This is a genomic window from Shewanella scandinavica, assembly GCF_031932065.1.
Lineage (GTDB): Bacteria > Pseudomonadota > Gammaproteobacteria > Enterobacterales > Shewanellaceae > Shewanella > Shewanella baltica.
On the sequence record NZ_JAUOES010000008.1, the window covers coordinates 37,710 to 49,809 of the forward strand.

Consider the following 12,100-nt stretch of genomic DNA (forward strand, 5'->3'; position numbering starts at 1 on the left):
TCGACATGTCCGTATCGATTCAAGGTTATTGGCGAGTGTTCAACTCTATCAATCAATTAGGTCTATTAACTTTGTTTATCAAATCAGTCTATTAACTCAACTTATCAACTCAGTTTATCAATTTGGGCATTATGCGGATTCGAGTTCTGTGTCCTTAGGATCGCGCGTTGGCGGCAGCGTTAGCTCAGCGTCATCATCCTGTGTGTCGTTGTCGTCTTGGGCTTCATTGAGTGCTTTTTCTAGCAGCATTTTATCCAGCTGTTTACTGGTATCGACCCCGAGTTGCTGCATTAAGTGGGCTTGACGCACTAGGTTGCCCTTGCCCGATGACAGCTTGTTCATGGCGCTGTGATAGGTTTTTTCGGCGTTATCTAAGGCACGACCGAGTTTTTCCATGTCTTCAATATAACCACATAACTTGTCGTAAATACGACCCGCTTGTTTTGCTATGGTTTGCGCGTGTTGGTTTTGATATTCGTAGCGCCAAATATTGTTAATGGTGCGCAGGGCTACCAGTAAATTCGTCGGGCTTACCAACATGATATTCTGCTCAAGAGCAAAATTGACTAGGCTAGGATCATGCTCTAACGCCAGTAAAAATGCCGGTTCAATAGGAATAAACATCAACACATAATCGAGGCTCTTAAGCCCGTGCAGATTTTGATAATCCTTTTGACTCAAGCCCTTAATGTGACTGCGAATCGAGATCACATGCTCATTAATCGCCTGTTGGCGTAGGGCAGGATCTTCACTGTTGAAGTAACGCTCATAACTGACTAAGGACATTTTAGCATCGATGACCACGTCTTTATTTTCTGGCAGATGCACAATCACATCCGGCTTAAAGCGCTTACCGTTGTCGTCCTTGAGATCTTGCTGGGTATGGTATTCGTGGCCTTCACGTAGACCGCTTTCCTGCAGCACGCGATCGAGGATCACTTCACCCCAGTTACCTTGCTGCTTGTTATCACCCTTGAGCGCTTTGGTCAGGTTGATTGCATCTTGGCTCATCTTCAGATTGAGATCTCGCAGGTGCTCAAGTTGATGTTTAAGGGCGCTGCGCTCGGACTGTTCGTGGGTGTAGGATTCACGAATTTGTTGTCTGAATCCTTCAAGCTGTTGTTTCAATGGTCCAAGCACGCCTTCGAGTTGACTGGCATTTTGATGCTTAAAGTTTTCGCTACGTTCTTCAAAGATTCGATTGGCGAGGTTTTCAAATTGGGTTTGTAAGCGCACTTCGGCCGATTCTAGGCTAGCGATTTTATCCTGCAGTGATTCTTGCTGGGCATCGGCCTTGGCTTGAATGGTTTGCTGCATGGCATTGGATTTCGACAGCGCCAATTGAATTTCTAACTGACGGCGCTGGCTGTCATTTAATTGTTGCTCTAAGGTGGGTACACGTTCGGCTAAGGCCTCGGCTTTACCTAATTGTTCAATTTTGAGCTCAAGGCGCTGCTGGTATTGGCGCAGTTGCGCCTCTTTGTCATCAACCAAAATCTGCTGTTGTGCTAAGGATAATTCAGCATCTTCATTCACTTGACGCATCTCTTGCTCAAGTTGATCTTTGTGTTGTTGCCAACGTTGGCGGGTGAGTCTTTGGTTGAGCAGAGCACCGATCAATAGGCCTAAGAAGGCTATGGCGAGAAGGCCGATGATTTCGGCGACGGAAAAAGATTGAGAAAATGGCATGATCAATAGCACTCCTTTAGCTTTGGCGCTTAGGTTCGCATGCCGCCCAATAGGCTTCAAGCCCTTTAATCAACTATATCTGCGCTTAATGCTTGAATGAGCAAGTCTTATACGTTTAAGGTGAATTTATTCACGGGTGGAAAGTTTTTCTGGATTTTACCTGTCTATATTAAAGTGAGCATAGAAGTGAGCGATACAGACGAGCGCCAGATAAGCTTTTATCGCGACTCGGTGGCGTTAATCATTAGATGGTAGAGGTGTCAATTGGCTAAACATTCCCGTTTTACCCCAGGTATTCTTAAAAAAGCGCAGTGGCACATGCAAGATAACCAAGTGACGCCCGAAGCAGTGTTTCGCTCGCGCCGGCAGATTGTGAAAGCTATGGGGCTTGGTGCTATCGGCGCCAGTGTGCCAGGTTACGTGCAGGCCGGATTGTTCGATCTATTTGGCGATCAGCCTAAGTCCTCATTTATCACCACGCCACTGACCTTTCAAACCAATAAGCAATACGGTGATGCTGATGTGTTAACTCCGCTGGATAAGGTGACGCAGCACAATAACTTTTACGAGTTTGGTACGGACAAGCAAGATCCCTTCAATAATGCCCAAGGTTTTAAAGTCGATCCTTGGCAACTGCGTATCGAAGGTGAAGTCGAACGGCCCATGACTTTAGATTTTAATGATCTGACTAAAATGTTCCCGCTTGAGGAGCGTAATTATCGTCTGCGCTGCGTTGAAGCTTGGTCCATGGTGATCCCTTGGGTGGGGTTCCCGCTGGCGGCATTATTGAAAAAAGTGGGTGTAACTAGCAAGGGCAAATATGTCGCCTTCGAAACCGCTTTTGATCCTGAGCAAATGCCGGGGCAGAAGAGTCGATTAATGGGCGGTGGCATTCATTATCCCTATGTTGAAGGTCTGACGATAGCCGAAGCCATGAACGATTTAACCTTAATGTCGGTCGGTTTGTACGGCAAAACCCTGCCACCGCAGAACGGCGCGCCCATTCGCTTAGTGGTGCCGTGGAAATATGGCTTTAAGAGCATTAAATCGATAGTGCGAATTCGCGTCATGGATAAACAGCCGCCCACCAGTTGGAATCAGCTTGCCTCACACGAGTATGGATTCTATGCCAACGTGAATCCGGCGGTGGATCATCCTCGTTGGTCACAGGCCAGTGAACGTCGTATTGGCGAGGGCGGACTATTCTCAGCAACCCGTATTGATACCCAGCCGTTCAACGGTTACGGCGAGTTTGTGGCTTCCCTCTATGACGGTATGGATCTGAGGAAAAACTATTGATGCTTGGTTTGCTGTTTGGAAATACGCCATTAAGCGGGGATGACTTATGTTGAGATTAACCGCTAAGCATTTGTTTTGGCTAAAAGTGTTATTTCATTTGCTGGGGTTAGTGCCCATCGTCTACCTGGTGCTCACCGTAGTGTTAGGCCGTGCGGGCGGCGATCCCGTGCAGCACATTATTCACTACACAGGTATAGGCGCGTTAAATGCCTTAGCGGCGACCTTATTGATCTCACCGATTGCCAAGCTGACAAAGCAAGGGCTATTAATGCAGACCCGCCGCTTGGTGGGGTTGTATGTGTTCGCCTATGCCACTTTACATATTCTGGCATTCTTTAGTTTAGATCTGTTGTTTGCTTGGGAATTACTGTTTAGCGAAGTGGTAAAACGACCGTACATTTTTGTCGGCGCTGTGGCTTATCTTATCGTCACTGCTTTGGCGATAACTTCGTTTAAAGCCTTGATGCGTAAGATGGGACGTCGTTGGCAGACCTTGCACAATGGGGTGTATTTAGTCGCGATTTTAGCGCCAATCCATTTTTACTGGTCGGTAAAATCGGAAATCATCGAGCCGAGTCTGTATATCTTAGGTTTTAGCGTGTTATTGCTATGGCGCACGACTTGGCTTAAGCGCATCCTCAGCCGCAAAGGGACGAGTAAAACCGTGAAAAAGACGACCAGTGGACAAGATAAAACGTCGATAAAATCAGCTTGAACGCATAGTGCGAGCGGTGAATCGTTAGCTTGTTTCCGTTTCTTTGTGCCTAACGCAAGATATAAATTATAAAAAAAAAATGCCGAATCAAGATTCGGCATTTCACATTTAGCGAACTGTTCTGCTCAGTTAATCTTCTTGCTCAGGTGGCAAGACTTAACCTAAACCTTGAGTCGCCGATTTCATTTGGATGAACTCAATTTTATAACCGTCTGGATCTTCAACAAAGGCAATCTCAGTGGTGCCGCCTGCGACAGGACCTGGGGCGCGTGTTACTTTGCCACCGGCTGCAGCAATTGCAGCACAACGGGCGTAAATATCTTCATCGCCAATGGCTAAGTGGCCAAAGCCTGTGCCTAAATCGTATTTGTCTGTGCCCCAGTTATAGGTCAGTTCAACCACGGCTTGGCCTGTGGACTCTTCACCGTAACCTACGAAAGCTAAAGAATATTTGTATTCTGGGTTTTCAGAGGTGCGAAGGAGTTTCATGCCGAGTACTTCAGTATAAAAAGCTATACTGCGTTCTAAGTTACCGACGCGGATCATAGTGTGTAATAGTTGCGACATAGGTCCTCTCTATAAATAGATTACGGCGAGGAGTATATCAAAAATGTATGTGCGTATGACTACAAATGTCATCCATTGTGTTTTTATCGAACTTGACCAACATAGCTGGCTAGGATAGGGAAGTGCTTGCTGTCGACGGACGATTTTGCGAATTTTGAAAAGAAAATTGCCGATAAATTGGCTGTTGCTCACAAAACACAGATACAAACATGGGTTTTTACCGCAGGGTTGACGATAATATGGCCATACCAACTAGGAGAGTGAATGATGAACACCGAACTTAAAATGGCCTTAGGCACTACACTTGTAATTGCTTTATTTTTCAGCGCGTTCTTTGTTTCAATCTTTTAACTAGCAATACAAGTTTGAGTTAACCCAGTTCCAAGTTAAGCAAAAAAGCCGCTATTGCGGCTTTTTGTTTGTCTGTGATTTAATGCACGTAAAACTTAACAAGGATTTGAAGATGTTGTTTAGCGAAACTGAAATAGCATTCATTGCATCGGCTAAGCGAAAAGTACAGATGGCGCAGAAAGTGCGGTTAGCTGTGATTGCATTAGTCGTGCTGGGTACTGGACTGACGATATCTGGTTTGTGGGTCAATGAGTTCGCCATTTATATGGCCTTTGGACTCGTGGTCTTTGCAGTGGCCTTACCGCAATTCGGGCAAGGGCCGAAATATGAAGAGTTAGTCAGTTTGCTCGAGAAGAAAAGCCAAGGCTAACTCGCTTGGGTTTACTCTTCAGGATAAATTTTTTCTTTAAATTCGCACAAGTCTTCAATGATACAGCTGCCACAGCGGGGTTTACGCGCAAGGCAAGTGTAGCGTCCGTGCAGGATAAACCAGTGGTGCACATCGACTTTAAATTCCGCAGGCACGACTTTCAGCATTTTCTCCTCGACTTCGACCACGTTCTTGCCGGGCGCGAATTTAGTGCGATTAGCGAGGCGGAAAATATGGGTGTCGACGGCGATGGTTGGCCAACCAAACGCAGTATTAAGTACCACGTTAGCCGTTTTGCGGCCAACGCCTGGCAGAGACTCTAGGGCTTCGCGGTTTTCTGGCACTTCGCCATTGTATTTCTCAATTAAGATCTCACAGGCTTTGATCACATTGATGGCTTTGTTGTTATATAAGCCGATGGTTTTTATGTATTGTTTTAAACCATCGACGCCAAGAGCATAAATGCTTTGGGCCGTGTTCGCCACAGGAAAGAGTTTGTCCGTTGCCTTGTTGACGCTCACATCCGTCGCTTGGGCGGATAAGGTCACCGCGACTAAGAGTTCAAAAGGACTGGAAAAATTGAGTTCGGTTTCAGGTTTCGGATTGTTATCGCGAAGACGGGTGAGGATCTGGATGCGTTTTTCTTGATTCATGTACGATTCCTGCGCGGTTGTTGGGTTCAACTAGCCATTATCAATAGGGTATTAATGATGATTGAACGAGCTTGAAACCTAGACCTGCTGATTTCCTATGCTTTGAGTTCTTATGCAGAGTGCTTATGCTTTGATATATTATGTTTTAATTCCAGTCGCTTAAGTGCGCTAGGCGCACATTAAGCGTTGAACACCATACTCTGTACTATGCTGGAATTAGGTCTTTATGTCGAAAGCCTAACCAACCTTAGTGATGCGCGCGCGGGTGACACTTGGCTCTGCGGCGACTTGAGGTTGGCGTTCTTTCACTTTTTTATCAATCACATTTTTCAATGCAATCAATAGTCCCATGACGATAAATGCGCCAGGTGGCAGCATAGCAAGGAGGAAGGGAGTATCGACTTGCCATAAATGGATGGTTAAGGATTTTGCCCAAGGTCCGAGCAGTTGATCGGCGCCATCAAACAGTGTGCCTTGACCTAATATTTCCCGCGTTGCGCCGAGCACTGTGAGCACTAAGGTAAAACCGAGTCCCATCATTAAGCCATCAAAGGCGGCGCTAAAGGCGTTATTGCGAGAGGCGAAGGCTTCGGCGCGACCGATAATGATGCAGTTGGTCACAATCAACGGCAGGAAGATCCCAAGGGATAAATACAGACCGTAGGCATAGGCATTGATAAGCAGTTGCACTGTGGTCACCAGCGCGGCGATGATCATCACAAATACCGGAATACGAATTTCTTTGGGCACATAGTCGCGCACCAGCGACACCAAAATGTTAGAGCCAATCAGCACTAACATAGTCGCTAGACCAAGGCCAAGGGCGTTCGTGATCGTCGCTGTGACCGCAAGCAGAGGGCACAAGCCTAACAGTTGCACTAGGCCAGGGTTATTCTTCCACAGACCTTGCCAAGCAATTTCGCGATAATTAGTCATTGTTGGCCTCACAATTTAGCGGCAGACTGAAAATTTGCGCTTGGTTATTGTTGAAATACCATACTGCGTTTTTGACTGCTTTGACATAAGCACGCGGGGTGATAGTCGCGCCGGTAAATTGATCAAAATCGCCACCGTCTTTTTTAACCAACCATTGTTTGTCATCTGCCGAGTCTAACACTTTACCGACAAACTGAGAGACCCAATTGGATTTACGCAGATCGATTTTATCACCGAGCCCAGGTGTCTCTTGGTGAGCTAAGGTGCGAACGCCTAGGACTTCGCCTTTAGTGCTAATACCCACAATCAATTTGATGTTGCCGTTATAGCCATCGGGCGCAATAGCTTCAATGGCGATGGCCACAGGTTTGCCTGCACTGGTGGCTATATAGGCGGGCATTGGGCTGTCGGTTCCTAATGCGTCTTTATCCAGCAGCAAAGTACATTGAGCCGTTAGCTCGTTATCGTGCATCTCATCAGGGATTAATTGATGTAACACTCGCATTAATTCCTGCTGTTCTTGCTGCTTAATTTTATCAACAGTTTGTTGATTGACTGCGGCGACGAGCCCAGTGCAAATCAAGGCAAACAATGCCAATAAAAAACCATTTTTAATCATCGGATTTTTCAACTTTTTATCCTTAAGCTCTCGTTGCCCGCAGAATGATGTTATCGCTTAGCATGACCTTAGCTCGTTGAATGGCCATAGGTGCGTGGACGCACGTAATAGTCAATAAAGGGCGCACAGAGGTTGGCCAGTAACACGGCAAAGGCGAAGGCGTCAGGGTAACCGCCTTTCGTGCGGATGATATACACCAACACACCAATTAACGCGCCGAAGATAATACGGCCACGGGGGCTGGTTGCGGCTGTAACGGGATCGGTGGCGATAAAAAACGCCGCTAACATGGTCGCGCCAGAAAACAGATGCATCAGTGGACTGGCTTGGGTATCGGGTGACAGTAAGAAACCGATACTCGATGCCACAAAGAGCCCTAATAACACGCCAGTGCTGATGTGCCAGCGAATGGCTTTTAGTTTAAGTAACACTAACCCGCCAGCAAGATAGGCCAAGTTCACCCAGAACCAACCTACGCCTGTACTGCCATCAAAAATGGCTTTGGTGAGACTTTCTGTGGTGGTTAATCCCATGGATAAATCGGTTTTGAGGGTATCGAGTGGCGTCGCCATTGTCATGCCATCAATGCCTAAACGGAACTGCTCCATATTCACGTGCGCGCCAACATTAAAGATAAGTTGCAAGCTTTCAACAAGGCTGGGTGAATGCAGTGCAACTGTGCTCGGTGCTATCCAGGTGGTCATTTGCACAGGGAACGAGACTAACAGCAATACATATGCCGCCATCGCAGGGTTAAACAGGTTATGGCCTAAGCCACCGTAGAGGTGCTTAACTATGACGATCGCAAAGGCGGTGCCCATGACGATCATCCACCAAGGGGCGAGGGGCGGAATGGCGACACCAATTAAGATGGCGGTCAGCATGGCGCTGTTATCGCTAAGGCTTGCTTTGATATTGCGATTGCGAAGTTTCATCACGGCGGCTTCGCAGCTTAAGGCTACGAGGATCGCCAGCAGGACTTGCACAAGTGTGCCCCAGCCAAAAAAGGCACATTGCACGACAAGGCCCGGCAGTAAACATAAAATCACCCTTTGCATGACCGTTGAGGTATGCAAGTTACGCGTTACATGGGGTGATGAGGCTATTTTAAACGCCATTGTGTTCCCTTTTAATCATTCTGTTCTTAATCATTAGTCACACTTGAGTCGCTCGAAGCGTTGGCTTCTTGGGCGAGTGCCGCTTTTTTGGCTTTTGCCTTGGCGATGGTCGCAGCAATCCGCGCTTTTTTCAGTTCATCACTTGATAAAGGCGCCGTTTCAATGGGCTCTGCAGTGGATCCCACCGATGGCAAAACGGCATCAGCTTCAGTTGTTGCAGTATCAAGCGTTGCTGCTATCGAGGGCGATGCCATGTTAGCTTCAGTTTGGATCTCGTCAACGGACTCTATTTCAGACTCAGTTTTAGACTCTGCTGATGCAGCCGCTATTTTCTTCGCTTTAGCACGAGCAACTGCGGCAGCCACTTTGGCCTTTTTAATCGCTTCAGCGTCGTTAATGTCAGTAGCGGCTGCTTCTGTATCATCATTCACATCTGCTTGAACGCTAGCTGTGGAATCAACTGCTGGAGTCGCGGTCTGGCTTAAATCGTTTTCAGCATTTGTCTCAGCTTGCTGCGCCGCTTTCTTTGCCTTGGCACGGGCTACGGCCGCAGCCACTTTGGCCTTTTTATCATCAGCAGCGTTTAACTCTGATGTGCTGTCAGCGATATCAACATGCTCTAGCGCTGCGGTATCGGTTTGCTGCGCCGCTTTTTTAGCTTTAGCGCGGGCAATCGCCGCCGCGACTTTATCTTTCTGGGATAACGGCGCTTCCTGCGCTATCACATCAGTGGCTGATTCAGTCTCATCAACATTCGCCGAACTGTCTATTTGAGCGCTATCTGTTTCCACACTATGTGTTTTAGTACTCTCGGTATTTGCTTGAGCGGCTTTTTTCGCCTTCGCACGGGCGATGGCGGCGGCAACGGCGGCCTTACCCTTTGGTGCTGCTGTAGTGTCAGTTGTTGTGGCGCTTGCCTCTTCGGTAATTGATTCGCCAGTGGCTGCTTGTGCCGCTGCGGCTTTTTTCGCGGCGATGCGTGCCATGGCCTCAGCAACGGCATTTTTATCTGTGCCTGTCATCGTCGCTTGTCGGCGCTCTGCGGCTTCTTTCGCTTTAGCTTCACGGGCCAGTTTTTCTTCTTCGAGACGCGCTAAGCGGGCATCGAAGCGTTGTTTAGCGCGCTCCGCTTGCTGCTTCTCATCGGCGGCTTGTTTGAGTGCAGATTTGGCAATGCGGTAATACTCGACTAATGGAATATCACTCGGGCAAACGTAACTGCAACAACCGCATTCAATACAATCCTTTAGATTGTAGCTGGCTGCTTTATCATATTCTTCGGCCTTGGCATGCCAAAAGAGTTGTTGTGGCAACAAGAGTGCAGGGCAGGCTGTGGCGCATTCGCCGCAGCGGATACAGGCTTTTTCTTCGGGCGTGCTACCAATTTCTTGGCTGCTTGGCACCAGAATACAGTTGGTACCTTTTAAAATAGGCACTTGGATATTCGCTAACGCATGGCCCATCATAGGCCCGCCAATAATCACCTTTTGGTCAGGCTCTGGCGTGAATTCAGTTGCAGTCAGTACGTGATCAACGGGCGTGCCTATCGGTAACCAGTAGTTCCCCGGTTTGCTGACATTTTTGCCTGTCACAGTCACAACGCGTTCAATCAGCGGCTTGCCTAGAGTGACGGCTTGATGAATTGCATAGGCAGTACCGACGTTATGTACCACAATACCGAGTTTGGCGGGAATGGCGCCCGAGGGCACTTCGCGGCCAGTAATGATTTGAATTAACTGCTTTTCACCGCCAGAAGGGTATTTTGTCGGGATAACCGTGACCCGAATGCTGCCCGCTGGGAGTCCGCATTGGCTGACAGCTGCTTGCATGGCTTTAGCCGCTTCAGGTTTATTGTCTTCAATGGCGATAACAATCCGTTTTGGCGTTAATAGCCGATGAATTATGCCAATACCCGCGAGGATATCTTGGCTATATTCGCGCATTAATCTGTCATCGGCGCTGATATAAGGTTCGCACTCGACGCCGTTGATGATGACTAAATCGATTTCACTGACCGGATTAAGCTTAATATGAGTCGGAAACGCTGCGCCGCCCATACCCGCAATACCGGCTGAGCGAACCTTATCAACGATTTGCTGATGGCTTAAGTCATCAAGTTGATGTTGTACCAACTCGCACCAGGTGTCTTTGCCATCGGCTGCAATAACGCAAGTGTTAACCGGCAATGCAGAGGCATGGTTGCTCGCCCTTGGTTCGATAGCAACAATAGTGCCCGATGTTGGCGCATGTACCGGTAAATGCCAAATCGAGGTACCTTGCGTTAATGGCGTGCCTTTTAAGACGCTATCGCCAACCTTCACCGCAAGCGTACAGTTTTCACCGACTTGAGGGACGGGCACTAAGTACGTCGAGGCTAATGGCAGTTGGCCAATAGGCGTCGCGTTGGAGAGGAATTTGACTTCAGGAGGATGTATTCCACCGGGTGATCGCCAAAGGGTTCCTTTATCTAATTGATCTAATAAAGTTAACACCGCTTTTCCTCTTCAGACTTTGTCTCTTGAATATTGGTTTCTTGAATAATGTTTTCTTGGATGAGCGTCACTGGGATAGCATTTAAGCGCCAGTTCCAATTTTTAAGATTTGGGGTGACTGGGATCATATCAATACAATCGACAGGACAAGGCTCAACGCAGAGATCGCAGCCCGTGCAGTCGGTTGTAAGCACGGTATGCATGAGCTTTCCTGCACCGATAATCGCATCCACAGGGCAGGCTTGAATACATTTAGTGCAGCCAATACATTCATCTTCGCGAATGTAGGCGACTTTTTTTACTTGAGATTGTGCTTCGGCATTCAGTGGCTCTGGCTCGACGCCCATTAGGGTCGCCAGCTTTTCCATGGTGGCTGTGCCGCCAGGGGGGCATTTATTGACTTTATCACCATTGGCAATGGCTTCAGCGTAGGGACGACAACCTGGGTAACCACATTGACCGCATTGGGTTTGTGGCAGAATAGCTTCGAGCTCATCGACAATCGGGTTGCCTTCAACCTTGAATTTAAGGGCGGCAAAACCGAGTAACACCCCAAAGACTAATGCCAATAGGGTCAACAATATGACTGCAATTAAAATTCCGGACATCTTACTTAACCAATCCTGTGAATCCCATAAAGGCGAGGGACATAAGACCTGCGGTGATCATCGCAATCGCGCCGCCTTTGAAAGGTAGGGGGACATCGGCGGCCGCTAAACGCTCGCGCATCGCCGAGAAGAGAATTAACACTAATGAGAAGCCTAACGCAGCACCAAAGCCATAGATAGCCGATTGGATAAAATCGTGCTTCTCGTTCACGTTTAATAAGGCAACGCCCAATACCGCGCAGTTGGTGGTGATCAGCGGCAGGTAAATCCCTAAGGCACGGTGCAGAGCGGCACTGGTCTTTTGCACGACCATTTCAGTAAATTGCACCACAACGGCAATCACTAAAATAAAGCTCATGGTTCGCAGATAACTCAGGTCAAAGGGTAATAACAGATACTGGTTGACGAGATAACTGAGAATAGAGGCTAACGTCAGCACAAAAGTGGTCGCCATAGACATGCCAATAGCGGACTCCAGTTTGCTGGAGACCCCCATAAAAGGGCACAGGCCTAAGAATTTCACTAAAACGAAATTGTTGACCAGCACTGTACTGATCAACAGGAGGAGATATTCAGTCATCCTAATACTTTTCTAAACGGATCTTGGCCGTATTATCGACTTTTCCGTATGCATAAACAACATATAGAATGCAGGGTTAACCATCTTTACTGTAAATTTTGGC

12 protein-coding genes are annotated in these 12,100 nt (G+C 47.7%); 3 read left to right on the top strand and 9 right to left on the bottom strand.

Annotation, left to right across the window (positions count from 1 at the left end; translation table 11 throughout):
• Nucleotides 1–129: 129 nt before the first annotated feature.
• Nucleotides 130–1,689, bottom strand: coding sequence for a DNA recombination protein RmuC (gene rmuC / locus Q4Q50_RS08575; RefSeq protein WP_311891053.1), 1,560 nt, complete (start codon nucleotides 1,687–1,689; stop codon nucleotides 130–132).
• 264 nt (nucleotides 1,690–1,953) lie between these two features.
• On the opposite strand from rmuC, the gene msrP reads away from it, so the two are divergent.
• Nucleotides 1,954–2,988, top strand: a complete 1,035-nt coding sequence (gene msrP, locus Q4Q50_RS08580) for a protein-methionine-sulfoxide reductase catalytic subunit MsrP (protein WP_006081531.1) — start codon at nucleotides 1,954–1,956, stop codon at nucleotides 2,986–2,988.
• Between the two features lie 46 nt (nucleotides 2,989–3,034).
• A complete protein-coding gene (gene msrQ / locus Q4Q50_RS08585) occupies nucleotides 3,035–3,703 on the top strand; it encodes a protein-methionine-sulfoxide reductase heme-binding subunit MsrQ (protein WP_311899061.1) in 669 nt (222 codons plus the stop codon).
• Nucleotides 3,704–3,859: 156 nt separating this feature from the next.
• On the opposite strand, the gene gloA is transcribed toward msrQ, so the two are convergent.
• Complete coding sequence (gloA, locus tag Q4Q50_RS08590) at nucleotides 3,860–4,270, bottom strand: lactoylglutathione lyase (protein WP_006087315.1); 411 nt, start codon at nucleotides 4,268–4,270, stop codon at nucleotides 3,860–3,862.
• Nucleotides 4,271–4,733: 463 nt separating this feature from the next.
• Here gloA and Q4Q50_RS08595 point away from each other — a divergent pair, with 463 nt between their 5' ends.
• Nucleotides 4,734–4,991: a hypothetical protein gene (locus Q4Q50_RS08595; protein ID WP_006087316.1), complete on the top strand. Its 258-nt coding sequence runs from the start codon at nucleotides 4,734–4,736 to the stop codon at nucleotides 4,989–4,991.
• An 11-nt stretch (nucleotides 4,992–5,002) separates the two neighbouring features.
• Here Q4Q50_RS08595 and nth read toward each other — a convergent pair whose 3' ends face one another.
• The 7 genes from nth to rsxA all read right to left on the bottom strand — a co-directional run bounded on the left by nth (nucleotide 5,003) and on the right by rsxA (nucleotide 11,997).
• Complete coding sequence (gene nth / locus Q4Q50_RS08600) at nucleotides 5,003–5,644, bottom strand: endonuclease III (RefSeq protein ID WP_311899062.1); 642 nt, start codon at nucleotides 5,642–5,644, stop codon at nucleotides 5,003–5,005.
• A gap of 237 nt (nucleotides 5,645–5,881) precedes the next feature.
• The gene (locus Q4Q50_RS08605) at nucleotides 5,882–6,580 is read right to left on the bottom strand and encodes an electron transport complex subunit E (protein WP_006081538.1); all 699 of its coding nucleotides are present in this window, start codon (nucleotides 6,578–6,580) and stop codon (nucleotides 5,882–5,884) included.
• Nucleotides 6,573–7,211, bottom strand: a complete 639-nt coding sequence (gene rsxG / locus Q4Q50_RS08610; protein WP_311899063.1) for an electron transport complex subunit RsxG — start codon at nucleotides 7,209–7,211, stop codon at nucleotides 6,573–6,575. Before rsxG ends, Q4Q50_RS08605 begins: the two co-directional genes overlap by 8 nt.
• Before the next feature lie 56 nt (nucleotides 7,212–7,267).
• Entirely contained in the window at nucleotides 7,268–8,317 is a 1,050-nt protein-coding gene (rsxD, locus tag Q4Q50_RS08615; RefSeq protein ID WP_006081540.1) for an electron transport complex subunit RsxD, read from the bottom strand.
• Nucleotides 8,318–8,343: 26 nt separating this feature from the next.
• On the bottom strand, nucleotides 8,344–10,809 hold the full coding sequence (gene rsxC, locus Q4Q50_RS08620; RefSeq protein WP_311899064.1) for an electron transport complex subunit RsxC: 2,466 nt from the start codon (nucleotides 10,807–10,809) through the stop codon (nucleotides 8,344–8,346).
• Nucleotides 10,803–11,417 carry an electron transport complex subunit RsxB gene (rsxB, locus tag Q4Q50_RS08625; protein ID WP_311899065.1) on the bottom strand — a complete coding sequence of 205 codons (615 nt, stop codon included), beginning with the start codon at nucleotides 11,415–11,417 and terminating at the stop codon, nucleotides 10,803–10,805. The genes rsxC and rsxB overlap by 7 nt, the downstream gene beginning before the upstream one ends.
• Nucleotide 11,418: 1 nt before the next feature.
• Nucleotides 11,419–11,997 carry an electron transport complex subunit RsxA gene (gene rsxA, locus Q4Q50_RS08630; protein WP_006081543.1) on the bottom strand — a complete coding sequence of 193 codons (579 nt, stop codon included), beginning with the start codon at nucleotides 11,995–11,997 and terminating at the stop codon, nucleotides 11,419–11,421.
• Nucleotides 11,998–12,100: the final 103 nt, after the last annotated feature.